Source organism: Yoonia sp. SDW83-1 (assembly GCF_046762885.1).
GTDB lineage: Bacteria > Pseudomonadota > Alphaproteobacteria > Rhodobacterales > Rhodobacteraceae > Yoonia.
Window position 1 is genome coordinate 1 of sequence record NZ_JBKQXO010000022.1, and the last position, 22,870, is coordinate 22,870.

The window sequence follows — 22,870 nt, forward strand, 5'->3', positions numbered from 1 at the left end:
GACTGCTTCTGTGAAATGTTCTGCGTTGCCAAATGCTCGGCGCTGCACATGTGAAATGTTTCTGCGTCAGAAAGAGCTGCACCTGCACAAGTCCGCTCCGTCTCGCAGACCGTAAGTTCCATCCGTTCTATAGTTTGCACCTGCAGCGAATGGCGGCTCTGACGGGCCGCGCTGCAGCATCTTGACCTATTGGCTAACGGCAGGAATGGGCCGCTCTTTTCCGACTGGACTTCTACGACACGGGAAGCGTGTTTGGGGGTATGGAAAGCACAGATCGCGAGAAGGTGGCCGAAGCGTTTGCAGAGTTAACTGCCATGCTTGAGGATGCAACGGTGCTTGCGGTGGATGGGCAATCCAACGACCGGTCGCCTAACAGTATAAGAACGAACATTGGTCGCTTGCGCTCTTTGCTAAGCGCCAGCACTGATCAACTGGCAGGCATCGAAAATCTCGTCGGTGACTACGACGGCGTTTGAAACCGGTATCAGCGGATCCCTCCAAATGGCCCGGAAGCCCGGGCTCCACTCGGTAGCAGGCATCGGATGGGCCGATGCTGCACAAGTGGAGACTAAGATGACCAAAGGTACAAATACAGGTACTGCAGCTGTCGGCAGGCAAGACCAGCTGCGCAAACTGTTGAGACGCAAGAACGGCGCGACCATTGCGCAGATTCAGTCGGCATATGGTTGGCAGGCTCATTCTGCAAGGGCAGCGATCTCAAACCTGCGTAGGGCGGGTGAACTGATCGACCGTCAACCAGCTTCCAAAGGTTCCGTCTATCGGATTGTAGTGGCGGAGTTGGAGCGGGTTGATGAGCGCTGAAGTCCGGATACTGAACCGCTGGGATGAATTGTCGGTTTTGGACCGCGTCGCGTTGCGGAAGGAATGGCTCGAGATCTTTGGAGCGCCGCCGGCTCAATTCCTGAGTCTGATTTTCATGCGCAAGGCTCTCATCTGGCAGGCACAGGCTGACGCATATGGCGGGCTCAGGCAGAACTCCAAAAGGATGCTGGCCGCCGCAGCAGATGGTGGGAAGATCAGACCTCCGAAGATGCATTTGCCACCCGGTACCCAGTTGGTGCGCGAATGGAACGGTCGCCGGTATCTGGTCAATGTGACCCAGCCCGGGTTCGAACTCGACGGTTCCGAGTACGCATCGCTCACGGCCGTTGCGCGTCACATCACCGGGGCGAACTGGTCAGGGCCAAGGTTCTTTGGCCTGACATCTGCGAAGCGTAAGGCGGCATGACCCGAACCCGCTGTGCCATCTACACCAGAAAGAGCTCCGAAGATGGTCTCGAACAGGAGTTCAATTCCCTGGATGCGCAGCGCGAAGCCTGTGAGGCCTACATTCTAAGCCAGAAGCATGAGGGCTGGATCTGCCTCGCGGAGAATTATGACGACGGGGGTCTCTCTGGTGGCGCTCTGGATCGACCGGCTCTCAAGCGCCTCCTCACGGATGTTCGTACCGGCAAGGTTGATCAGATTGTTGTCTATAAAATCGACCGGCTGACACGGTCACTGGCAGACTTCTCAAAGATCGTCGATGTGCTGGATGCCGCTGACGCGTCCTTCGTCTCTGTCACACAATCGTTCAATACCGCAACGAGTATGGGGCGTCTGACGCTCAATATGCTGCTCAGCTTTGCACAGTTCGAGCGCGAAGTGACGGCGGAACGCATCAGAGACAAGATCTCCGCCTCAAAACGCAAAGGCCTCTGGATGGGAGGCAACGTCCCGCTCGGATACCGTCCCGATGGACGCACGCTCACCATCCATGAGCCCGAAGCAGATACAGTGCGGCAACTCTACAGTCTGTATCAGGAACACAAGCGGATCCGGCTTGTGAAGAAGCACGCGGATCGCAGGAAGCTTCGCACCGGGATCAGGCACAAAGCGGATGGCACAAATCGAGGTGGTGGCCCGTTCAGTTTTGGTCATATCCATCACATTCTCACGAACCCCATCTATGCGGGACGCATCCGGCACAAGACAAAGGTTTACGATGGCCAACACCCTTCGCTGATCGAGCCTGAACTCTGGGCTGCCCTCCAGGTTGATCTTCAGGCCAACGCGAGATCGTCTCGTCAGGGACGACTACGCAGTCGGGGTGGCCGTAAGACGACCGCCTCTCCACTGATCGGCAAGCTCTTCGATGAGACCGGGGATCGTCTCACGCCCAGTCACACAAAGACGGGCAAAGGGAAACGGTTAAGGTACTATATCTCCCACCGTTTGACGCGTGACCCACGATCTCAGCATCCTTCAGCCTGGCGTTTGCCGGCCCCGGAACTTGAGGCAGCGATAGGTCAGGCGATCTGCGGACATCTGTTGAATCCAGAGACGGTCGCGAACACACTGACGGAGGCTGACGCCTCTAGGATCGCGCGAACGCAAACGCTCTTCGATCAGTACCTGAGCACAGTAGATCATCTTGCTATTTTGGGACTGGTCGCCCGCGTCGATCTGCAAGCGGGCTTTCTTGTGATCGCTTTGGATCGCGCAGCGCTTGCTGAAATGCTTGAAACGCAGCCAGACGCGTTTGTCTCAAATAGCCTACTGTTCACAGCGCCGTTCCAGATGCGTCGCCGCGGAGTTGAGACAAAGCTCGTGATTGGCGGTCAGCAGAAACACCGCGATGAGACGCTTCTGCGCAATCTTGCGAAGGGGCATCGATACTTCGGAATGATCATGACCGGACAAAGCTATGCCCAGATTGCCGAGGCAGAGAATACATCGAAACGTATGGTTCAGCACCTCACGGAGTTGGCCTTCCTGGCTCCGGAAATCGTCGAGCAAATTTGTGAAGGCATCCAACCTCCCGGGCTCACAACCGAATGGCTGAAGCGGCACAAGATCCCGGTGCTGTGGTTCGAACAGTGCGCGCTGATCACACAGCTCTGAACCTGAAGCTTCTCCACCACCCAACCTGCTAGCGTCGAAAGCGCAAAGAGAGACGCGCGGCCATTTGGGCATGGATTCCGGCCCAATGCGTGTCTCGGTACAAAATCCCGCAGGGTAACCGACCGAAAACACGGGAAGAATTACGAAAGTCTCCACCGGGAGGCAAATTCAAGGAAGGTTGGCTGGGATGGTAGGATTCGAACCTACGGTACACTGTACCAAAAACAGTTGCCTTACCACTTGGCTACATCCCAGCAGCGTTGCGCTAGATACTGCGATGATCGGCGCGTATCAAGTACCGATTGTCAAAAATCTCATTCTTTTGGGGCGTCCTCGGACAACAGATCACCGGTTTCGTCGCCTTGGCGTTCGGCATCGATCATTTCTTCCAGTTGCTCATCGCCGGTTGCCGCAACATCGCCGGGTTTCGATGGTTTTGCGGCCTTGGGTGCCGGAGCAACAGGCCGCTCTTCCGTTTCGGTGATCTGAGCCGTCTGCGCCCCCAGCATCTGGATCCGATAGGTCGTGTCAGGCACCTCGACGCCCGCTGCTTCGATCGCTTCCTTTACAAGGCGCAGTGTTTCGCCCCGCGCGCGCAAAAGGTCGGTTTCACGCTGATCAATCCAGCCGGTGACTGTCAGGAAAATGGCACCGTCGCCGATCCGATTGATCCAGACCGCCGGTCCAGGTGCCTCGACCACAAAGGGCTGTGCGGCAACCGTTTCCGCCGCCAAGTCCCGGACCGCCCCCAGATCGGCGTCTGAGGCGACCCCGATCTCGAAATCGAACCGCCGTTCGGGGTTGCGCGAATAGTTGATGATCCGGCTTTTGAAAACGGTCGCGTTGGGGATGCGGATGTGGTTGCCGTCGAATGACAAAAGGATCGTCGCCCGGCTCGTCAGCTTGATCACCTTTCCCGTGTCACCGTTGATTTCCACCGCATCGTTGGGGCTGAACGGTTGCCGGATCGACAGCATGACCGACGCGATATAGTTTTCGACCGTGTCACGGACGGCAAAACCCAGCGCCAGACCAATGATTCCTGCCGCACCAAGGATCGTGCTGAGCAGGGCCGTCGCGTTCAACACATCAAGTGCAACCACAATGCCGATAATGACAAAGGCGATGCGGATGAACTGGCGGTATAGTTCGGCGATAAACGCATTTGGGGCCAACCGGTTCCAGGGTTGGCGCATGCGGGCGATCAGCACACCCACAAAGACGATGGCGATAAAGACGCAAAGGGCGATCAGGGCCAGTGGCAGGAACGCGATCAACTGATCCAGACGCGCCCGGAAACGGTCAACCGCCGGGTCCAGCCGGGCGCCGATATCAGCGGTTTCAACCACATTGTTGCGGACAGCCACGACCCCTTCGACCCGGTTCGCCAGCGGTTCCAGTGCGGCGGCCTCGGCCGCGGAGGTTGTCGTGCCACGCATGGTTACGACGCCCTCGTTCACGATGACGGTCACATCGTCGTAATTTCCCAATTCACGTAGAATCTCCCGCAGTCTTTCGGCGATGGCGGCATCCTGGCTGGCAGAATTTTCAGTCTCAATCATGCCGCCGGCCTCTTGGGCGGCGACAGGCAGGGTAAGAGTCAGCAAAAGGGCGAAAAGGGCAATAAGGCGCATTGGAAACTCAGGCGAATGGCATTGCGCCAACCCTAGTGGCTGGCGGCAGCCTGTCCAAGCCCTAAACCCGCAGCGGGTCGGCCTTTGCCAGCGCATCAAACTTCATCAGGCTTTGCACCAGCGCACCCATCTGATCAAGCGGGATCATGTTCGGCCCATCGGACGGGGCAGTATCCGGATCCTCATGGGTTTCGATGAACACCGCTGCAATGCCAAGCGACACCGCTGCCCGCGCCATGACTGGCGCAAACTCGCGCTGCCCGCCCGAGCTGCTGCCCAAACCGCCCGGCTGCTGTATCGAATGGGTGGCATCCATCACCACCGGATAGCCGGTGCGCGCCATCGTGGGCAAGCTGCGCATATCGGCAACCCAAGTGTTATAGCCGAATGACACCCCCCGCTCCGTCAGCAAAATCCGCTTGTTTCCAGTACTTTCGATTTTGGCTACCACGTTGGGCATGTCCCATGGTGCCAGCCACTGCCCCTTCTTGACGTTGATCACAGCACCGGTTTCGCCCGCAGCCAGCAAGAGATCGGTTTGGCGACAAAGGAACGCCGGGATCTGCATGACATCGCAAACGGATGCGACCGTTGCGCAATGATCGGGCGCATGAATATCAGTCAGCACCGGGCAACCGATACTGTCCTTGACTGATTGCATGACTTTCAGACCCTCATCCATTCCAAGGCCGCGTTTGCCCTCCAGCGAGGTCCGATTGGCCTTGTCATAACTGCCTTTGAACACAAACTGCGCACCGGCAGCGGCACAAACCTCGGCCATATGGCCTGCAATCATCTGGGCGTGATCAGTCCCCTCCAACTGGCAGGGTCCAGCGATCACCAAGAGCGGGCGGTCATTGCTGACCGTCAGCGCGCCAATCTGCACGTCGTGCATCAGGAACTGACCTGTTCGCGCAGGATAGAGGCGGTGAGTGAAATCATCAGATAAATCCCCGAAAAGATAAGAAACGCCAGGATCGTGTTTTCAAAAGCGCGCGGATAGGTCGCCTCGTCCGGGGCGATGGGTCGCACGCTTTGCGACAGGTAGCGGACTTGCCGGTTGGCTTCAATCCGGGCGGTTTCCATCTGTTCCAGGGCCTGCTGGACCAGCACAGTGCGGAAGGCATAGTTTTCCTCGGCCGTGCGTAACTCGGTGTTGCGGGCGGCCAGCGACGTTTCCGATGAGGTCCCGGTGGTCATTTCCGTGCGCTTCTGGGCGATCAGTTCATCGATATTGGCGATCTGATCACGCAGGCTTTGCACCTGCAATTCGCTGGGCCGCGCCACATTCAGGCGTGATTGCAGGATCAGGTTCAACCGCTGCCGTTCGGTTTCAAGCGACGTAATCTGCGCCATCCGGGCCGAGGTTTCGCTGGCCACATCAATCTGCTGAAAATCCTCCTGAATGCGCAAAAGATCACTCAGCGCTTCGGCCCGTTGGCGTTCGGCATCCTCAAAACTTTCGCGCGCCCCGGCCATCTGATCGTCGCGCAGGCGGCTGGTCAGCTGGTCCACCTGTTCTTCGGCATAGCCGATCAGGGCATTGGCAAATTCCACGCTTTTGTCGGGATCAGCGGCAATGACCTCCATCCGGATAATGCCTTCGGTCGGATCATAGCTGATCTTGACGTGGTTGGTGTACAGGTCAAAGGCACTTTCGTTTGTAGCGTCGGCAGGCAGCCGCTGGATTTCGTCGATATCGCCATCCGAAAAATGTGCTTTGAACCCGTGATCCTCGTCCAGACGCAACATGGCCTCGCGTGAGGCCAGATAGGATTGCACCGCAATGCTGTCCTGCTGGGTCGCCATGGATGTCCCTTGAAACAGGCTGGCAAAGCCGCCGACCGGCTTTTGCGACTGGGCCTGCTGAATGACGATTTCGGAATTGGTGGCATACATGGGCGTCGCCATTGTGAAATAATACCAACCAACCAGAAACGTGGGCAGGAAGACGAAAAACGACAGACGGGTGAACAGCAGGGCCAGCTTGCGGCGGCGGCGGCGGGCAATGTCGCGCTGGATTGCAGCCACTTCCGAGATTGGCGCATTCGGGGCCTTCGACGTCACCACCGGCATGGTGCTCTGGTCTTTTTTCAGGGCCTCGGGCAGTTGCGGTTGATCTGGTGCCGCAGTCTTGCCGTCCTTGCCTTCGGTGACAAGCTCGAGCACGGAATTGCGCTGGAACGGATCAATGCCCGCCTTGCGCAGCTGATAGACCGCATCAAAATCCGAACTGACCGCCAGCCCGTTTTTCTGGGCCACACGGCGGGCCATACGCAATTGTCGGGCGGTCAGACCTTCCTTGGTGATCGCCTCGATCTCTGCTTCTTCGGCTGGGGTTGGCGGGGCTTCGGCCTCGGTCACTGTGACATCATCATCCTTCCCGGTCCCGGTCGGGTCGAGCATATTCAACAACCGGCTGCGCCGCTGTATCCGAAATTTCTTAACCCTCGGTTTCGTAGTCATAGAGCCGTTTCGCCTCTTCCAAGGTGTCAAACATATGCAGCTGGCCGTTCTTCAGCACAGCCGCCGAGCGCGCAAATCTTTCTAGTGTCCCAGGCTGGTGCGACACAATGATGATTGTGGTCTTTTCCAGCCGTTCACGCAAAATCTGGCCCGCTTTGCGGTTGAATTCGGCATCCGTCGATGCGGGCATGCCTTCGTCGATCAAGTAAATCTCGAAATCCAGCGCCAGCATCAAGGCAAAGGAAAACCGGGCCGCCATGCCAGCGGAATAGGTGCCGACAGGCATGTCGAAGTATTCTTCCAAACCACAAAGCCAGCGACAGAAGGCTTCGACGTAATCAGGATCAAGCCCGTATAGCCGGGCGATATAGCGGCTGTTTTCCATGGCGGAATGCTTTTGGGTCACGCCGCCCATAAACCCCAGCGGGAATGATATCTTGCTGGTCCGGGTGATGGTGCCCTCATCCGGTTTTTCCAGACCGGCCATCATCTTGATCAGGGTCGTCTTGCCTGTGCCATTGGGCGCCAGAATGCCCAGTGAATTGCCCAGCTCAACCCGAAAGGACACGCGGTCAAGGATCACCTTGCGCTGCGTGCCGGTCCAGAACGACTTGCTGACATTTGCGAACTCTATCATCTTGGTCCAGCTTTGGGCAGTTTCGTCATGACGACAATAGGTTAATACCCTATCACAATCAGCGCATTATCCCTAAAATACGGCAGTAATACAGCGACAATGGCGTGATACGGGGTTTTCGGTGGGACGCCCGGCTGTCTCAGCGCCGCACTACGGTCAGAACCGCGGCGACCGTTCTCTGTAATTCGGGAACCAATTCTGCCTCAAACCAGGGATGTTTGCGCAGCCAGGTATTGTTGCGCCATGACGGGTGGGGCAGCACGAAAGTGCCCGGCGCATGGGCCCGCCAATCGGCGACGATATCTGACAAGGCACCGCGTTTGCCCAGATGCCGCGTAATGGCATATTTTCCTATGATCAGGCGTAGTTGTGGCGGACCGATTTGATCCAGACAGGTCTCATGCCATGTGTCCCAACACACCGGAGGCGGGGGCAAATCGGCGCCCTTGGCGTTGTATCCCGGAAAGCAGAATGCGGTTGGCAGGATCGAGACAAGATCCTCATCATAAAACGTATCGCGATCTACCCCCATCCAGTCGCGCAAGCGGTCCCCGGACCGGTCCCAGAATGATTTGCCTTCGTTATGGACCCGAAGCCCGGGGGCCTGGCTGGCAATCAAGATAGGCGGCTGGCGCTGAAACCAGACAATCGGGCGGGGCCGGTGGCGCGTGGCGGTCTGGGCAAACCGGTCCGCGCAGATCGTGCAATTGCGGATCCGGGATTTCAGCGCATCAAAGCTGTGATCTTCTGTCATGCTTGCTTGTCTTTCACTTGCCTTGCCCATCCCGCCGCCATAGGTCACGGAACATGACCGATCTTGATATAGCCCATGCCGCCATGGAAGCAGCCCCCGAAGACGATACCGCGCGGCTGCGGTTTTATGAACGGCTTGCCGATACGGAACTTTTTATGCTTCTGGGGGCCGAAGCAGCCGGCGACCAGATCACCCCAGAGCTTTTTGAGATTGAAGATCAACGCTTTACACTTGTCTTCGACCGCGAGGAACGGCTGTCGCAATTTGTAGGCCGCGTCGCCCCTTATGCGGGCCTGCCTGGCCGCGCGCTCGCCGAAATGCTGGCCGGGCAGGGCATCGGCCTTGCCCTCAACCTTGAGGTCGCACCATCATCCATGCTGATCCCGGCAGAGGCGGTGGACTGGCTGGTGGCCACCCTTGCCAACGCCCCCGATGAGACCGAGGCGCGGCTGACCGAAGTCGCGGCCCCACATGTGCCAGAGGCGGTCGTGACCGGCCTTGACCGCAAGCTTGCCATTGCCGCAGGGCTGTCGCGCTTTGCCTATTTGGCAGCGGCGACATACGAGAATGGCACGCGCGGGCATGTGCTGGCGTTCATCGACGCAATCCCGGGCGCGGAAACGGCACTGGCGTCAGCCGCCAGTGAAGCGCTGACATTTTCCGGGATCGAGGCCGGGGTGATGGATGTGCTGTTTGTCCGCGCGTCCGATCCGATGGCGGCGCATCTGGCCAAGGTTGGTTTACGGTTCGACCTGCCGGAACCGATCGTGGCGCAACCGCCGGGTGCGCCGGGGATGGACCCTGAAAAGCCGCCGAAACTGCGTTGATAGATGCCTGTCGCGATGCTTCAAGACAAAGTGGCCGGCACCTGCATACTTGGTCCGGTCACCCCAAACCCGGAGCATCCTCATGATTTTCAGATACACCATCCTGTACGTAGCCGATGTCGCGGCCTCGCTTGATTTCTTCGAACGCGCCTTTGGGTTGGAACGTTTGTTTCTGCATGAAAGCGGGGATTACGGTGAACTGGCGACGGGCCAGACCAAGCTTGCCTTTTCATCACAGGCACTGATGCAGCAGTTGGAAAAGACACCAGCCAAGGCGGATCCGGCGGCCCCCACCTTTGAAATTGCCTTTGAAACGGCGGATGTGCCCAAGGCGTTGGCACGGGCGGTAAAGGCGGGTGCCAAGCTCGTTCAGGACGCAAAAGACGAACCGTGGGGGCAGGTCACATCCTATGTCAGCGATCCTGACGGCTACCTGATCGAAATCTGCTCGCCGGTCCAGATCCCCAGCGCAGGCTGACGAAACTCCGCCATCAGGGCAGGGTCGCGGGCGATACGGGCAGGTGTCAGGCCAAACCAGTACCGAAAGGCACGGGTCATATGCGGCTGATCGCTATAGCCGGCATCACTGGCGATACCGGCAAGCGTGTCCCCATTGTGCAAGGCCAGAGCCGCACGCCGCGCCCGCCCAAGAAGCTGCCAGAACAGCGGCGGCGGATAATCATACGCCCGGAACCAGCGTTGCAAGCTGCGTGGCGTGACACCTGCGGATCTGGCGACGCTGGCGACGGTCCCGTCCGGCGCGGCGAGGGCGCTGACAAGATCGCCAAAATCACTGGTTGTCTCGGGCCAAAGGTCCTCCAATCGGCCGCCGCTGGCGATGCATTCCTGCATCGTCTCAGGACGGATCGTGGTACCCGGTCTCAGGCGATAGCCAGTGATAGATGTCCCGGCCGCCAGCAGAGTTTGACGCGGGCGCAGGTCCCAATCGGTCAGCTGCAACGCCTGCCTGCCATTGGGGTCCGTCATGATCAACAGATCGCGGCAACCATCAGGATAGATCACTGCGTGATCAGCGGCCGAAGTGTGAAAATCCCAGCGATGATAGGAGGCGGTGTTCATGGCATTATCAGTCTTGAATAATGCAGGTTGGATTATATGCGTGCGTCAAGACGGTGCTCAATACCCCAGACGCCGATCCACTACATAGAGGAATGGTTGACCGGTCTCACCCCGCAGGATGTTATCGGCGATGACCTGTGATGCGGTTTCCGGTCGCGTGCTGGATGCAATATGCGGTGTCACCGTAACCTGCGAATGCGCCCAGTAAGGGTGGTCGGGGGGCAGCGGTTCGACCCGGAACACATCCAGTGTGGCATGTTCCACCTGTCCGCTATCGAGGGCGGCCAGCAACGCATCGTCGTCGATCAGCGGGCCGCGCCCTGGGTTGATGACAAAGGCCCCCTTGGCCATGAGCGCTAGCGTTTCAGCGTTCAGTATGTTTTCGGTCTGCGGGGTCTGCGGCAGCAGCAGGATCACGATCTGTGCGTCGGTCAGCGCCTGTTTCAGCCCATCGGCCCCATGCAGGCTGCGGATATTGGGCACGGATTTCGGCGACCGGCTCCACCCCGTGACGGGAAAGCCAAGGTTTTGCAGCGCCTGACCGCAGGCCGCCCCGAGCGCCCCGATGCCAAGGATCGTCACCGGGCGCTGGGCGGCGACGGGCGGATAGATCGTGTTGCGCCACACACCGTCCTGCTGGAGAATATGGGCATCCATCCGCAGATGATGACGCAGGGCATGGCCCGTGACCCATTCGACCATGCCATCGGTCAGGCTGTGATCGACCATCCGGCACAGGGGCTGGGTCAGGGTGGCATTGTCCACCACGGTTTCGACACCCGCCCAAAGGCTCATGATCGCCTTGGTGCGCGTGTAGGGCCGGAAATCGGTGACCGGGCCGTTGGGCGCAAAGACAATATAGTCCACGGTCTCGGGCGCATGATCCCGGCGCAGATCGACCTCCAGCCCGCGCGTGGTAAATGCATCCTGCAACGGGGCACGGTATTCATCCCAGCGGTCAGGCTGGGCAGAGAAGAGGACGTTCAGCATCAGCGTGGTTTATGCACATGGGCGCTTTGCACCAGCCCGAAGGCCACGAGCAGCACGAGCATGGCTGATCCGCCATAGCTGACCAGCGGAAGGGGCACGCCCACAACCGGGGCAAGGCCCGTCACCATGGCCATGTTGACCGCGAAGAACAGGAAAAACGTCATCGCAATGCCGAGCGTGAGGAGAGATGCAAACCTGTCCCGGTTGCTGAGGGCAGAGACGACGCAGAATCCCACGATAAGCAAATAAAGCACCAGAAGACCAAATGCTCCGACAAAGCCGAACTCCTCCGCCAATGTGGTGAAGATGAAGTCAGTGTGCTTTTCAGGCAGAAAGTTCAGGCGGCTTTGTGTGCCTTGCATAAACCCGCGGCCCGTCCAGCCGCCGGACCCCAGCGCGATCTTCGCCTGCGTGATGTGATAGCCCGCACCCAGCGGGTCATTGGCGGGGTCCAGAAACGTGTCGATACGGCGGTATTGATAGTCCTTCAGCAATTGCCACGGCGTGCCCCGGCTTTGGAACACAGCGACAATACCGCCGACGCCAGCCCCGATCACCGTGGCGAAATAGGCCCAGTGGACACCGGCCAGAAACATCACAGTCGCCCCGCCCATCAGCAGGAGAAGAGCGGTCCCGAGGTCGGGCTGGTTGAGCACCAGGACTGTGGGTGCGAGGATGAATAAGACGGGCAACGCGACCCAGAACGGGTGCGAGGTTTTGTTATTTGGGAGCCAGTCGTAATAGGCCGCCAGAAACATCACCATGGTGATCTTGGTCAGCTCTGACGGTTGCAAGCGCATGAAACCAAGGTTGATCCAGCGCTGGGCGCCCATATTGACCTCGCCGAAAAACTCCACCGCCAGAAGCAGCAGAAGCGAGCCGCCAAAGGCGACAAAGGCCATGTTGCGCCAGAACCAGATCGGCACCATGGCCACCACGATCATCAGCACCATGCCGGCCGCAAATCGCTTCATCTGCGGTTCCATCCATGGGTTGGTGGACCCGCCAGCAACGGAATAAAGCATCAGGAAACCGGCACAGGCGACCGCTGTCAGCAGCATGATCACTGGCCAGTTAAGATACCAAAGCTTGCGCAGCCCTGTGGGCACAAACTTGGTATTATACTCAAGATAACTCATGCGCGGCCAAGACCCTTTGATCCGGGCGGGATGCGCGCATTGATGCGTTCCTGCTGGGCCGCGATCCGATCACGCACCGAAGACGGATAGGCTTCCAGCGGGGGCGGGCCGCCATATTGCGCCTGCAGGATGATATCGCGGGCGATAGGGGCTGCGGCACGCGATCCGCCGCCGCCATGTTCGACCACGACCGACACGGCATAGCGCGGGTTGTCGAACGGCGCGTAGCCGACAAACAGCGCGTGGTCCCGGCGTTCCCATGGCAGGTCTTCGTTCTTGGTGACCCCGGCCGCCCGTTCCTCTGGCGTGATCCGGCGCACCTGGCTGGTGCCGGTCTTGCCCGCCATCTTGTATTCATCCGCCGTGATGCGTGACCCATAGGCGGTACCACGACGGTGGTTGCACACATCATTCATTGAGGCGCGAATGCGGCGCAGGGTGTTTTCGTTTAGCCCAAGGCTTTCCCCACGACCGCTGGGTTGTTCCACCCCGTCGATCAGGCGGACCAGCCGCGGCTTGATCTCGTGCCCGGTGGCGATACGCGCGGTCATCACAGCCAGTTGCAAGGGCGAGGCCAGCACGTAACCCTGCCCGATGGAGGCATTGACCGTATCCCCGATCCGCCAATCCTCGCCCCGGACGCTGGATTTCCATTCCTTGTCAGGGGCCAGACCCGCTGCAACCGCGGATAGGGGCAGATCATGCTTGATGCCCAGCCCCAGCTTGCGCGCCATGACGGCCATCTTGTCGATGCCCACGCGCTGGGCGATTTCGTAATAATAGCAATCGCAGGACTGTTTCAGGCTTTCATGCAGGTTGATATTGCCATGCCCGCCGCCTTTCCAGCAATGGAAGCGGATGTTGAAAACATCCGTGAAGCCGGGGCAATACACCGTTTCGTCAGAGGCAACGACGCCGTCTTCCATCGCTGCCAGCGCGGCGACCATCTTGAAAGTCGATCCGGGCGGGTAGGTGCCTTGCACGGCCTTTGCGGCCAGCGGGCGGTATTTATCCTCGTTCAAGGCGGTCCAGTCCTTGGTCGAAATGCCGCGTACAAACAGATTTGGGTCAAACGCAGGGGCAGAGGCGACAGCGCGCAAATCCCCGTTTTCAAGATCGATCACGACCGCGCCTGCGCTTTCGCCATCCAGCCGGGCCTGCACATAGGATTGCAAGCGGCTGTCGATGGTCAATTGCACATCCTCGCCGGGCGTGCCTTCGCGCCGGTCCAGTTCGCGCATGATCCGGCCTGCGGCATTCACCTCAATCCGGCGGTCGCCGGCGCTGCCGCGCAATGTGTGCTCCAGTTTGTTTTCGGCCCCGGTCTTGCCAATCTGAAATCTCGGGATTTGCAGCAGCGGATCGGCGTCATCAATCCGGCTGAGATCGTAGCTGCTGACCGGGCCGACATATCCCACCACATGGGCAAGGTCCGCACCCCAGGGGTAAACCCGGCTCAGCCCTACCTCGGCTGAAACGCCGGGCAGGGTAGGGGTATTCAGGTTGATCCGCGCCACATCTTCCCACGACAGCCGGTCCGCAATGGTAACGGGGACGAAGGGTGAGCCGCGTTGCATTTGGGTTTGCATTTCATCCATCGCGCGGGTCAGATCGGCAGGGTCGATCTCTACCAGTTGGGTCAGCTTGGCCAGCACCTCGCCAATGTCACCAGCATCCTCGCTGACCATGACGACCCGGTAGTTCTGCTCATTGGCCGCAATCGGAATACCGTTGCGATCAAAAATAAGACCACGGGCCGGGGGCAGCAGGCGGATATTGATCCGGTTTTCCTCGGCAAGTAGCCGAAACTGGTCGGCCTGCTCGACCTGCATCGCTTGCAGGCGAAGCCCCAGCGCGCCGATGACACCCAGTTGGACACCCCCCATGACAAGCGCGCGGCGGCTGATGGTGCGGGCGCTTTCGGCAACATCTTTGGGGCTGCGTTTCATAGGCGCTGCCCTCTGCTGTCTAATTGACCGGGGGCAGGGCGGCTGATGCCGAACACAAAATGTGCGACCAGCACGACGAGCGGATAGACCAAAATAGTCGATATCATCTGGATCAGTGTCAGGCCCAGGGCCGGTTGCGGCGTCACAACAATGGCGAGCACCAGCCGGTTGGCAAGGGTGATCGCCACGATGCCGACGGCAATCGTGCCCCATTCCAGAAGCAGGGGCATGTTGCGAATTCCGTTGGAGCGTTTGCGCACCCATTCGGTCAGCATAACTACCAGTGCAGCCCAAAGACCCGGCGGACGCTGAAACAGAAGATCGGTCATCAGGAACAACGCCGCCACAACCAGTACCGGCAGATAGGCCGGCCTGCGGGCGACCCAGACCAATGTCGCCACAAGCAATACATCAGGTGCGGCCCAGATGGCGGGGCGCATATCCAGCGGCACCAGTTGAATGACGATGATCACGAAGGCGAGGGCGACAAACACGAGACGGTTCATCCAGACCTTGGTGCTGGCGATCTCAGCCATCGGTGCCCCCCAGACTGGTCAGGGCGGCGGGGCCGAAGAACTCTGTCTCTGGTGTCAGCAAGCTGCCGGGGTCGTTGATTTCTTCATGCGGCTGGGCGCGCAGGACGCGCAGGAACTCCAGCCGCTGATAATCAGCCGCCAGCCGGACCCGCAGGCGCCGATTGTTATCCAGTGCTACCTGACCGACCAACAGATCGGCCGGGAACACGCCGCCATCGCCGGAGGATACAACCCTATCGCCCGGACGGATCAGCGACGTGTCTTCCAGAAATTCCAGCGGCGGCGTCAGGGTGTTGTCGCCCGCCAGGATTGCCTTTTGACCTGATGGCTGGATGGTCACCGGGATACGGCTGGATGTATCTGTCAGCAGCATCACGCGGCTGGTTTCCTGCCCGACGCCAGCAATCCGTCCCACCAGACCGATCCCGTCCATCGTCGGCCAGCCATCAATGATCCCGTCACGCGAACCCACATTGATCAGCACCGACTGGCGAAAAGGCGATCCGCTATCGGTGATCACCACGCCGGTCACATAGGTCAGTTGCGGATCAAGGCTGACATTGTTCAGGCCCAGCAGTTTGGCGTTTTCCTGCTCCAGCTGCAATGCGGCCTCTTTCCAGGCTTTCATCTGCTGCAATTCGCGGCGCAGATCCTGGTTCTGTTCCGACAATTGCTGATAGCTTTGAAAATCGCTGATCAGGTTCGCGATGCCGGTGATCGGCGCCATGGCCCAGTCAAAGGACGGAACGATCTTGTCGATGGCGGCAGCGCGGAACCGCTCGACCCGTGGGCTGTCAATCCGCCAGATCAGGAACAGACCCATCAGCGCAAGGATCAAAACCCCGACCAGCAGGCGGCGGATCGGGCCAAAATAGTCTTCGCTGTTGCGGTCCTTTGCCAAGGCGCTCCTCGGGTCGTTTAGCTGTCGTAGTCTATCACGTGCCGCAGCTGTTTTTCGTACTCTAGCGCCCGACCGGTGCCCAAAGCCACACAATTGAGTGACTCGTCGGCCACAGAAATCGCCAGACCCGTCTGTTCGCGCAAGGCCAGATCAAGCTGGCCGAGGAGCGCGCCGCCACCGGTCAGCATCACGCCACGGTCGACGATATCAGCCGCCAGATCGGGTGGGGTCGCCTCGAGGGCTGTCATCACAGCCTCGCAAATGGATTGGACCGGTTCGGCCAGCGCCTCGGCCACCTGGGCCTGGCTAATCTCGGTTTCCTTGGGCACGCCGTTCAGCAGATCACGACCACGGATATGCATGGATTGTCCGCGCCCGTCGTCCGGCATCCGTGCGGTGCCGATGGAGGTCTTGATCCGTTCAGCAGTGCTTTCCCCGATCAGCAGGTTATGCTGGCGGCGCAGATAGTTGATGATCGCCTCGTCCATGCGGTCACCACCGACGCGGACGGACCGGGCATAGACGATATCGCCAAGCGACAGCACGGCGACCTCGGTCGTCCCGCCACCAATATCGACAACCATGTTGCCGGTGGGGTCAGTGATCGGCATGCCGGCCCCGATAGCGGCTGCGATGGGTTCGGCGATCAAGCCCGCGCGGCGGGCACCAGCGGACAGAACCGACTGACGGATCGCTCGCTTTTCGACAGGCGTGGCACCATGTGGCACGCAGACGATGATCTTGGGTTTCGAGAAGGTGGAGCGGCGATGCACCTTGCGGATGAAGTGTTTGATCATCTCTTCGGCCACGTCGAAATCGGCGATGACACCGTCGCGCATCGGGCGGATGGCCTCGATACTACCGGGGGTCCGGCCCAGCATCAGTTTGGCGTCCTCGCCGACGGCCAGCACTTTCTTCTGGCCATCCTTGACGTGGTACGCGACCACCGAAGGTTCCGACAAAATGATACCGCGCCCTTTGACATAGACCAGCGTGTTCGCCGTGCCCAAATCAATTGCCATGTCAGATGAAAACAACCCGCCGAAGCCTGCCATGCCCTTGGCCTTCCCACTACTCAATTCGAAATTCCGGCGCCGTCCCTCAGCACTGGTTCACGATGCTTATAAAGAAGGCCGGTAAGGGATAGAACCCCTAGTTTTCCAGAACGCGGCGGCATGTTGCCACTTTTACTTTTTCAACCTTTTTGTGATCTTTTTCGCTTTAAACACGAGCTGTTGTATCAATTTTTCGATATTGCGGTCGTCAAGGGCGACATGCGTCATGCCGGGGTCATTCGTACGGCGCCAATTTGGCGTTCAAATCAACAATCGGGACGCGCCGGTTCAGATGCGGATTATTCGAAGGCGATGCCGGAAAACCAGAAGCTGTCTTTGGGGGTGCCGTCCTGATTCAATGGCGTTCGGCCAAGGACAAGACCAAGGTCTGGGGCGTAGTGCACATCCTGAAACAGCAGGGTCTGTCCGCCGACCTGCAATTGGGTCCGGTAGGAAAAAGTATCGTAGCTGCATGACCCAATCACCTGCGGCGATTGGACGGATTTGCCAAGGTACGTGACGTTAATCACACCGTCCGATTTGTTCCAGAACGCCATACCAAACATCCGCCAACTGCCCTGATCGACCGAAATGTCGAATGTGCGTATCTGGCCTTCGATCATGCTGGACAGCAGATCATCAAATAGTGCGTTCACTTGAAAGACGGGATCGTAACCACTGCTGGTGTCGGCATAGAAGCTGTCCATGTAGTAGGTGACGGTCGCATGGCCCTTTGGCCCGTCGAAAACCCCGGGCAAAATGGCGTGTGGTGCGTTCACCGTTAGCCATGAAAGTTCTTCAAAATGCGACGGCTGACCGTCCGCATCGACCGGGCGTTCCGACACACCATAGGCATTCTGCGTAAAGATGCGGGTATGTTGCGGATCGTCTGCGATCAGCCGCAGACCGCGATCAAGATCAATGCGCAGCGGGCAACGGTCTTGCGCGGCAACAGGGTTTGTCATGATGATTAATCCTATTGCCGCACAAAACAGTTTCATCAGGCAGAGTCCTTGTAGCTCACACCCTTCACATCGTACCCCGGCTCGGATTGTTCGCGCCGCACCAGCAGACGGTTGAGCGCGTTGATATAGGCCTTGGCACTCGCCACCACGGTATCGGTATCGGCAGACTGACCAGTGGCGATGCGGCCCTCTTCCTCCATCCGCACGCTGACGGTGGCCTGCGCATCGGTGCCCTCGGTCACCGCACTGACCTGATAAAGCTGCAGACGCGCGCCATGGGGGAACAGCGCCTTGACCGCGTTAAATGTCGCATCGACCGGCCCGTCACCGGTGGCGGATGTGTTCACATCCTTGCCGTCAATGGTCATCACCATCTCGGCCGTTTGTGGGCCTTCGGTGCCGCAGACCACGCGCAGCCATTTCAATTTCAGCCGGTCATCGCCGCTGTCGTTTTGATAGACCAGCGCCATCAGGTCGTCGTCATAGACTTCCTTTTTGCGGTCGGCCAGATCCTTGAACCGGACAAAGACGTCGTTCAGCTGATTATCCGCCAGATCGAATCCCAGCTCAGACAGTTTGGCGCGCAGCGCGGCGCGGCCCGAGTGTTTGCCCAACGGCAGAGAGGTTCCAGCCAGCCCCACATCCTCTGGGCGCATAATCTCGAACGTCTCGCTGTTTTTCAGCATGCCGTCCTGATGAATGCCGCTTTCGTGGGCAAAGGCGTTCTTGCCGACGATGGCCTTGTTGAACTGCACGGGGAAACCGGACACGGTGGCGACCCGGCGCGAGATGTTCATGATCTTGCGGGTGTCGATGCCGGTTGTGTAGGGCATGATGTCGCCGCGCACCTTCAGGGCCATCACGACCTCTTCCAATGCTGTGTTGCCAGCCCGTTCGCCCAGCCCGTTGATGGTGCATTCGATCTGGCGCGCGCCGCCTTCGACGGCGGCCAGTGAATTGGCTGTCGCCATGCCAAGGTCGTTGTGGCAATGGGTGGCGAATATCACCTCGTCAGCGCCGGGCACCTTGCTGATCAGCATGCGGATCAGATCGGCGCTTTCCACCGGGGCGGTGTAGCCGACCGTGTCGGGGATGTTGATCGTGGTCGCCCCTGCCTTGATCGCGATTTCGACGGTCCGGCACAGGTAATCCTCTTCCGTCCGCGTCGCGTCCATGGGTGACCATTGCACGTTGTCGCACAGGTTGCGGGCATGGGTGACGGTGTCGTGGATCCGTTCGGCCATTTCATCCTGATTGAGGTTCGGTATGGCCCGGTGCAGCGGCGATGTACCGATGAAGGTGTGGATGCGGGGCGCCTTGGCGTGCTTCACAGCCTCCCAACAGCGGTCGATATCCTTGTAATTGGCGCGGGCCAGCCCGCAGATCACGGATGATTTCGCACGCTCCGCAATTTCGCTGACGGCTTTGAAGTCACCTTCGGAGGCGATGGGAAACCCGGCCTCGATGATATCGACGCCCATCTCGTCCAGCAGTTCTGCGATCTCCAGCTTTTCTTCATGGGTCATGGTGGCGCCGGGTGATTGTTCGCCGTCGCGCAGGGTGGTGTCGAAGATCAACACTTTGTCTTTGGTCATTGGATTATTCCTTGGTTTCTTAGCAAAAATCCGGCGCTGATCCCCTCTGAGCGGTCGCGCCGAAAGGCACGCTCAGAGGCTGCTAAGAAGTAGGATGTCGCGCAGAAGCAGGCTGCTGGAGCCTGTCCCGGGGATATGTGCGCAATTCATCATGGGGCGCACTATACTAATGTTTTGGGAGAGGGGAAGGATGAAATGCTAGTGGTGCGCCGTTTCCCAGACCGGGCCCCCGGCCCGGGCCGCGCCCGACCCTCCCACCGGGAGGGCGCATCTGCGATGCCCCCTGTGCTGGCGCACCCTCCAGCCTCAAAAGGTCCACTGGACCTTTTGCAAGACGGCCTGCGGCCCAGTGTCGGGCGCACCCCTCCGTCGTGCTAAAACATCAGGCAGTCGGGGCCGGGTGGCAGCGGGTCTGATCCGGCTGGCAGTGTCGGCTGGTAGTCGAATGACGCGATGCTGGCCCCGCTGTCGAAGGCGATGAAGATCTGGTTTGATCCGGGTCGGATGGCCATCCCTTCGGGATCCTTCCCATAGGGCAGCAGCGATGTGGTGCCCAAGAGCGTACCATCGCTGTCAAACTCGTAAAGGCTGTTCGTCCCTTCCCAGTCATCCACGATCAACAGATGCCCGGTCCGCGGGTCGCGGGCGATCCCCTGGGCCTCGGTCAGGGGCGGGTTCAGGTCCATTGTGTTGATCTGGCGGATGATCGTGCCGTCGGGCGACAGCCATGTCATCCGTTCGGGGTCATCCTCGACCATAATGATGCTGCCATCAGCGTCAATCGTCAGCCCTTCGGTATCGGCCCAGGCAAGCCCGATCTGGAACGGGGCGGCCAGGGCGACCCCATCCTTGGTCAGCCGTTGAAAGCCGCCGAACCCGTCCGCCACCAGAAGCGCGTCACCTTCCACCGTGATCGCCTTGATCCGGGACAGGTCGCTGCCGAACCGGCGCAATTCGTCGCCTTGCAGGGTGACCAGCGTCACCTCTGGCCCTTCATTGGCGATCCACAGCCCACAGAATGTCGGGTCATAGTCCAGACTGGCGGGCCGGTTCAGGTCGTAGCTGTCGATATAGGTCAGTTCCAGCGCCAGCGCCGGGCTGGCCAGCAGGGGCAGGCAGGTGAGCAATGCGCGCATGGAAACCTCCTTGTCACCTTATGAGGTGGCGCTAGGTCACGCCAAGTCAAAGGAGAAGGCATGCGCGCATTTATTATCGGGGCAAGTGGGGGCATCGGCGGGGCGATCACCCGGCATCTGGAAGGGCAGAAATGGCAGGTTGCCACGCTGTCCCGGTCCGAGGACGGGTTCGATGTGGGCCGCGCCGACACGGTAGAGCGGTGCATGACCCAGATGGAGGGTCCGTTTGACCTGATCTTTATCGCGGTGGGTATTCTGGCCCCGCTGTGGGGTGCCCCGGAAAAGGCGCTGACGGCGGTGAAGGCTGAAGACATGGCGCGGGTTTTTGCCGTCAATACCATCGGCCCCGCGCTGATCCTGCGCCATGCGGCCCGGCTGTTGCCCAAGGACGGGCGCGGTGTGGTGGCGACACTGTCGGCGCGGGTGGGGTCCATCGGGGACAACCAGATCGGCGGCTGGTATTCCTATCGCGCGTCCAAGGCCGCATTGAACCAGATCATCCACGGCGCGGCGATTGAGCTGGGCCGGTCGCACAAGCAATCGATCTGCGTGGCCCTGCATCCCGGCACGGTCGAAACGCCCTTTACCGCGAAATACGCGGACAGGCACAAGACCGTCCCGGCAGAGGATGCCGCCGCGAACCTGTTGCGCGTGATCAAGCGGCTGACGCCTGAGCAATCGGGTGGGTTCTTTGATTATGCGGGCAAGGAGATCCCATGGTGAGGTTGGTTCTGGTTCTTGGCGATCAGTTGTCGCCGTCGCTGAGCGCCTTGCGCAAATGCGACAAGGACAGTGATGTGGTCGTCATGGCCGAGGTCGCCGATGAGGCGGACTATGTGCCCCACCACCCCAAGAAGATCGCGTTTCTGTTTGCCGCCATGCGCAAATTCGCCGCCAAGCTGCGCGATGATGGCTGGCAGGTCGCCTATACGAAGCTGGATGATCCCGACAATTGCGGGTCGATCACCGGTGAGTTGATCCGCCGTGCGTCGGAATATGATGCCGCCGGTGTTGTCTATACCGAACCGGGCGAATGGCGGCTGATCGAGGCGCTGGGTGACATGCCGCTGAAGACGCATCAATTGCCGGATGACCGGTTCATCGCGTCGCATCAGGAATTCGATGACTGGGCGGATGGGCGCAAGGCGCTGCGGATGGAGTATTTCTATCGCGATATGCGTCGCAAAACCGGCCTGCTGATGGATGGCGACAAGCCGGAGGGCGGCAAGTGGAACTATGACCACGACAACCGCAAACCGGCCCCGGATCAGGTGGATTACGGCGGGCCGATGCAGTTTACGCCCGACGATGTGGTTGCGGAGGTGCTCGACCTTGTCGAAGACCACTTCAGCGACAATTTTGGCACGCTCCGCCCGTTCTGGTTTGCCACCGATACCGGGCAGGCGCGGCAGCATCTGGCGCATTGGATCAAGGGTGGTTTGCCCAAGTTTGGTGATTATCAGGATGCGATGCTGAATGATCATCGGTTCCTCTATCACGCGATCATCGGGCTTTATATCAATGCGGGGCTGCTTGATCCGCTGGAAGTTTGTCAGAAGGCGGAGCAGGCGTATAAAGACGGGCATGCGCCGCTGAACGCGGTCGAAGGCTTCATCCGCCAAATCATCGGCTGGCGCGAATATGTGCGCGGGATCTATTTCCGCGAAGGGCCGGATTATGTGACCCGCAACGCGCTGGGCCATGATCGCAAGCTGCCAGCGATGTATTGGGGTGGTGAAACCAAGATGAATTGCATGGCCAAATCCGTGGTGCAGACGCGGGACGAAGCCTATGCCCATCACATCCAGCGCCTGATGGTGACAGGCAATTTCGCCCTGTTGGCCGGGGTCGATCCGGGCGAGGTGCATGAATGGTATCTGGCCGTTTATGCTGATGCCTATGAATGGGTCGAGGCGCCCAATGTGATCGGGATGAGCCAGTTTGCAGATGACGGGATCATCGCATCAAAACCCTATATCTCGTCCGGCAACTACATCCATAAAATGTCGGATTACTGCGGCTCTTGCGCCTATAGCGTCAAGGACAAAACCGGCGAAAACGCTTGCCCGTTCAACCTGCTCTACTGGCACTTTCTCGACCGGCACCGCGATCGGTTTGAAAGCAACGGGCGCATGGGGAACATGTACCGCGTATGGGACCGGATGGATGAGGAGCGGCAGAAAACCGTGTTGTCAGACGCTGAGGCATGGTTGGAAAAAATGATCAACGGTGCGCCAGTTTAATTCGTGAATGATACCTTACCTGCAATAAAATAAACGCAGTATTATCACGAATGGTTCGG

23 protein-coding genes and 1 tRNA gene are annotated in these 22,870 nt (G+C 59.4%); 8 read left to right on the plus strand and 16 right to left on the minus strand.

All coding sequences use genetic code 11. The annotated features are described in order from the left end of the window. Positions 1-260: 260 nt before the first annotated feature. The 4 genes from ACFWW4_RS19955 to ACFWW4_RS19970 all read left to right on the plus strand — a co-directional run bounded on the left by ACFWW4_RS19955 (position 261) and on the right by ACFWW4_RS19970 (position 2,904). Entirely contained in the window at positions 261-476 is a 216-nt protein-coding gene (locus ACFWW4_RS19955; RefSeq protein WP_411892447.1) for a hypothetical protein, read from the plus strand. A 97-nt stretch (positions 477-573) separates the two neighbouring features. Next, on the plus strand, positions 574-822 hold the full coding sequence (locus tag ACFWW4_RS19960) for a DUF3489 domain-containing protein (protein WP_411892448.1): 249 nt from the start codon (positions 574-576) through the stop codon (positions 820-822). Next, the gene (locus ACFWW4_RS19965; RefSeq protein ID WP_411892449.1) at positions 812-1,249 is read left to right on the plus strand and encodes a DUF2924 domain-containing protein; all 438 of its coding nucleotides are present in this window, start codon (positions 812-814) and stop codon (positions 1,247-1,249) included. Before ACFWW4_RS19960 ends, ACFWW4_RS19965 begins: the two co-directional genes overlap by 11 nt. Next, a complete protein-coding gene (locus ACFWW4_RS19970) occupies positions 1,246-2,904 on the plus strand; it encodes a recombinase family protein (RefSeq protein WP_411892450.1) in 1,659 nt (552 codons plus the stop codon). The genes ACFWW4_RS19965 and ACFWW4_RS19970 overlap by 4 nt, the downstream gene beginning before the upstream one ends. A 179-nt stretch (positions 2,905-3,083) precedes the next feature. Here the strand turns inward: ACFWW4_RS19970 and ACFWW4_RS19975 are convergent. From ACFWW4_RS19975 to ACFWW4_RS20000, 6 genes are all read right to left on the minus strand, one after another. After that, positions 3,084-3,158: transfer RNA gene (locus ACFWW4_RS19975), tRNA-Gln, on the minus strand. A gap of 60 nt (positions 3,159-3,218) precedes the next feature. Further along, entirely contained in the window at positions 3,219-4,538 is a 1,320-nt protein-coding gene (locus ACFWW4_RS19980; protein WP_411892451.1) for a mechanosensitive ion channel domain-containing protein, read from the minus strand. 61 nt (positions 4,539-4,599) lie between these two features. Further along, on the minus strand, positions 4,600-5,433 hold the full coding sequence (gene kdsA, locus ACFWW4_RS19985; protein WP_411892452.1) for a 3-deoxy-8-phosphooctulonate synthase: 834 nt from the start codon (positions 5,431-5,433) through the stop codon (positions 4,600-4,602). Continuing rightward, positions 5,433-6,944: a capsule biosynthesis protein gene (locus ACFWW4_RS19990; RefSeq protein ID WP_411892453.1), complete on the minus strand. Its 1,512-nt coding sequence runs from the start codon at positions 6,942-6,944 to the stop codon at positions 5,433-5,435. The genes kdsA and ACFWW4_RS19990 overlap by 1 nt, the downstream gene beginning before the upstream one ends. A gap of 37 nt (positions 6,945-6,981) precedes the next feature. Further along, a complete protein-coding gene (locus ACFWW4_RS19995; RefSeq protein ID WP_393927092.1) occupies positions 6,982-7,641 on the minus strand; it encodes an ABC transporter ATP-binding protein in 660 nt (219 codons plus the stop codon). A 139-nt stretch (positions 7,642-7,780) separates the two neighbouring features. After that, positions 7,781-8,395 carry a uracil-DNA glycosylase family protein gene (locus ACFWW4_RS20000; RefSeq protein WP_411892454.1) on the minus strand — a complete coding sequence of 205 codons (615 nt, stop codon included), beginning with the start codon at positions 8,393-8,395 and terminating at the stop codon, positions 7,781-7,783. Between the two features lie 53 nt (positions 8,396-8,448). Here ACFWW4_RS20000 and ACFWW4_RS20005 point away from each other — a divergent pair, with 53 nt between their 5' ends. Then, entirely contained in the window at positions 8,449-9,222 is a 774-nt protein-coding gene (locus ACFWW4_RS20005) for an SseB family protein (RefSeq protein ID WP_411892455.1), read from the plus strand. A gap of 82 nt (positions 9,223-9,304) precedes the next feature. Beyond that, positions 9,305-9,700 carry a VOC family protein gene (locus tag ACFWW4_RS20010; RefSeq protein WP_411892456.1) on the plus strand — a complete coding sequence of 132 codons (396 nt, stop codon included), beginning with the start codon at positions 9,305-9,307 and terminating at the stop codon, positions 9,698-9,700. On the opposite strand, the gene ACFWW4_RS20015 is transcribed toward ACFWW4_RS20010, so the two are convergent. The 10 genes from ACFWW4_RS20015 to ACFWW4_RS20060 form a co-directional block, all read right to left on the minus strand. Then, the gene (locus ACFWW4_RS20015) at positions 9,652-10,302 is read right to left on the minus strand and encodes a helix-turn-helix transcriptional regulator (RefSeq protein WP_411892457.1); all 651 of its coding nucleotides are present in this window, start codon (positions 10,300-10,302) and stop codon (positions 9,652-9,654) included. The two genes, ACFWW4_RS20010 and ACFWW4_RS20015, sit on opposite strands and share 49 nt — an antisense overlap. A gap of 57 nt (positions 10,303-10,359) precedes the next feature. After that, on the minus strand, positions 10,360-11,292 hold the full coding sequence (locus ACFWW4_RS20020) for a 2-hydroxyacid dehydrogenase (protein ID WP_411892458.1): 933 nt from the start codon (positions 11,290-11,292) through the stop codon (positions 10,360-10,362). Continuing rightward, positions 11,292-12,431, minus strand: a complete 1,140-nt coding sequence (rodA, locus tag ACFWW4_RS20025) for a rod shape-determining protein RodA (protein WP_411892459.1) — start codon at positions 12,429-12,431, stop codon at positions 11,292-11,294. Before rodA ends, ACFWW4_RS20020 begins: the two co-directional genes overlap by 1 nt. Further along, the gene (mrdA, locus tag ACFWW4_RS20030) at positions 12,428-14,380 is read right to left on the minus strand and encodes a penicillin-binding protein 2 (protein ID WP_411892460.1); all 1,953 of its coding nucleotides are present in this window, start codon (positions 14,378-14,380) and stop codon (positions 12,428-12,430) included. Before mrdA ends, rodA begins: the two co-directional genes overlap by 4 nt. After that, positions 14,377-14,916: a rod shape-determining protein MreD gene (locus ACFWW4_RS20035; protein WP_393927609.1), complete on the minus strand. Its 540-nt coding sequence runs from the start codon at positions 14,914-14,916 to the stop codon at positions 14,377-14,379. Before ACFWW4_RS20035 ends, mrdA begins: the two co-directional genes overlap by 4 nt. Next, positions 14,909-15,817: a rod shape-determining protein MreC gene (mreC, locus tag ACFWW4_RS20040; protein WP_393927610.1), complete on the minus strand. Its 909-nt coding sequence runs from the start codon at positions 15,815-15,817 to the stop codon at positions 14,909-14,911. Before mreC ends, ACFWW4_RS20035 begins: the two co-directional genes overlap by 8 nt. A 17-nt stretch (positions 15,818-15,834) precedes the next feature. Further along, on the minus strand, positions 15,835-16,872 hold the full coding sequence (locus tag ACFWW4_RS20045) for a rod shape-determining protein (RefSeq protein WP_393927611.1): 1,038 nt from the start codon (positions 16,870-16,872) through the stop codon (positions 15,835-15,837). 299 nt (positions 16,873-17,171) lie between these two features. Further along, on the minus strand, positions 17,172-17,837 hold the full coding sequence (locus tag ACFWW4_RS20050) for a hypothetical protein (protein WP_411892461.1): 666 nt from the start codon (positions 17,835-17,837) through the stop codon (positions 17,172-17,174). 35 nt (positions 17,838-17,872) lie between these two features. After that, positions 17,873-19,432 (minus strand): 2-isopropylmalate synthase, encoded by a 1,560-nt coding sequence (locus tag ACFWW4_RS20055; RefSeq protein WP_411892462.1) that lies wholly within the window; start codon positions 19,430-19,432, stop codon positions 17,873-17,875. Positions 19,433-19,806: 374 nt separating this feature from the next. Then, positions 19,807-20,568 carry a hypothetical protein gene (locus tag ACFWW4_RS20060; protein ID WP_411892463.1) on the minus strand — a complete coding sequence of 254 codons (762 nt, stop codon included), beginning with the start codon at positions 20,566-20,568 and terminating at the stop codon, positions 19,807-19,809. 60 nt (positions 20,569-20,628) lie between these two features. Here ACFWW4_RS20060 and ACFWW4_RS20065 point away from each other — a divergent pair, with 60 nt between their 5' ends. Together ACFWW4_RS20065 and ACFWW4_RS20070 are read left to right on the plus strand one after the other, a co-directional pair. Continuing rightward, on the plus strand, positions 20,629-21,291 hold the full coding sequence (locus ACFWW4_RS20065; RefSeq protein ID WP_411892464.1) for an SDR family NAD(P)-dependent oxidoreductase: 663 nt from the start codon (positions 20,629-20,631) through the stop codon (positions 21,289-21,291). Continuing rightward, complete coding sequence (locus tag ACFWW4_RS20070; protein ID WP_411892465.1) at positions 21,285-22,811, plus strand: cryptochrome/photolyase family protein; 1,527 nt, start codon at positions 21,285-21,287, stop codon at positions 22,809-22,811. The genes ACFWW4_RS20065 and ACFWW4_RS20070 overlap by 7 nt, the downstream gene beginning before the upstream one ends. The last annotated feature ends 59 nt before the right edge of the window (positions 22,812-22,870 follow it).

What these genes read in the sequence shown, in the direction of transcription:
- ACFWW4_RS20000 (WP_411892454.1), bottom strand. Translation starts at nt 8,395, where the DNA reads ATGACAGAAGATCACAGCTTTGATGCGCTGAAATCCCGGATCCGCAAT.
- ACFWW4_RS20035 (WP_393927609.1), bottom strand. Translation starts at nt 14,916, where the DNA reads ATGGCTGAGATCGCCAGCACCAAGGTCTGGATGAACCGTCTCGTGTTT.
- ACFWW4_RS19970 (WP_411892450.1), top strand. Translation starts at nt 1,246, where the DNA reads ATGACCCGAACCCGCTGTGCCATCTACACCAGAAAGAGCTCCGAAGAT.
- ACFWW4_RS19955 (WP_411892447.1), top strand. Translation starts at nt 261, where the DNA reads ATGGAAAGCACAGATCGCGAGAAGGTGGCCGAAGCGTTTGCAGAGTTA.
- ACFWW4_RS20055 (WP_411892462.1), bottom strand. Translation starts at nt 19,432, where the DNA reads ATGACCAAAGACAAAGTGTTGATCTTCGACACCACCCTGCGCGACGGC.
- ACFWW4_RS19965 (WP_411892449.1), top strand. Translation starts at nt 812, where the DNA reads ATGAGCGCTGAAGTCCGGATACTGAACCGCTGGGATGAATTGTCGGTT.
- ACFWW4_RS19990 (WP_411892453.1), bottom strand. Translation starts at nt 6,944, where the DNA reads ATGCTCGACCCGACCGGGACCGGGAAGGATGATGATGTCACAGTGACC.
- mrdA (WP_411892460.1), bottom strand. Translation starts at nt 14,380, where the DNA reads ATGAAACGCAGCCCCAAAGATGTTGCCGAAAGCGCCCGCACCATCAGC.
- ACFWW4_RS19980 (WP_411892451.1), bottom strand. Translation starts at nt 4,538, where the DNA reads ATGCGCCTTATTGCCCTTTTCGCCCTTTTGCTGACTCTTACCCTGCCT.
- ACFWW4_RS20070 (WP_411892465.1), top strand. Translation starts at nt 21,285, where the DNA reads ATGGTGAGGTTGGTTCTGGTTCTTGGCGATCAGTTGTCGCCGTCGCTG.
- ACFWW4_RS20060 (WP_411892463.1), bottom strand. Translation starts at nt 20,568, where the DNA reads ATGCGCGCATTGCTCACCTGCCTGCCCCTGCTGGCCAGCCCGGCGCTG.
- ACFWW4_RS19960 (WP_411892448.1), top strand. Translation starts at nt 574, where the DNA reads ATGACCAAAGGTACAAATACAGGTACTGCAGCTGTCGGCAGGCAAGAC.
- ACFWW4_RS20005 (WP_411892455.1), top strand. Translation starts at nt 8,449, where the DNA reads ATGACCGATCTTGATATAGCCCATGCCGCCATGGAAGCAGCCCCCGAA.
- rodA (WP_411892459.1), bottom strand. Translation starts at nt 12,431, where the DNA reads ATGAGTTATCTTGAGTATAATACCAAGTTTGTGCCCACAGGGCTGCGC.
- ACFWW4_RS19995 (WP_393927092.1), bottom strand. Translation starts at nt 7,641, where the DNA reads ATGATAGAGTTCGCAAATGTCAGCAAGTCGTTCTGGACCGGCACGCAG.
- ACFWW4_RS20050 (WP_411892461.1), bottom strand. Translation starts at nt 17,837, where the DNA reads ATGACAAACCCTGTTGCCGCGCAAGACCGTTGCCCGCTGCGCATTGAT.
- ACFWW4_RS20045 (WP_393927611.1), bottom strand. Translation starts at nt 16,872, where the DNA reads ATGGCAGGCTTCGGCGGGTTGTTTTCATCTGACATGGCAATTGATTTG.
- kdsA (WP_411892452.1), bottom strand. Translation starts at nt 5,433, where the DNA reads ATGCACGACGTGCAGATTGGCGCGCTGACGGTCAGCAATGACCGCCCG.
- ACFWW4_RS20065 (WP_411892464.1), top strand. Translation starts at nt 20,629, where the DNA reads ATGCGCGCATTTATTATCGGGGCAAGTGGGGGCATCGGCGGGGCGATC.
- ACFWW4_RS20010 (WP_411892456.1), top strand. Translation starts at nt 9,305, where the DNA reads ATGATTTTCAGATACACCATCCTGTACGTAGCCGATGTCGCGGCCTCG.
- ACFWW4_RS20020 (WP_411892458.1), bottom strand. Translation starts at nt 11,292, where the DNA reads ATGCTGAACGTCCTCTTCTCTGCCCAGCCTGACCGCTGGGATGAATAC.
- ACFWW4_RS20015 (WP_411892457.1), bottom strand. Translation starts at nt 10,302, where the DNA reads ATGAACACCGCCTCCTATCATCGCTGGGATTTTCACACTTCGGCCGCT.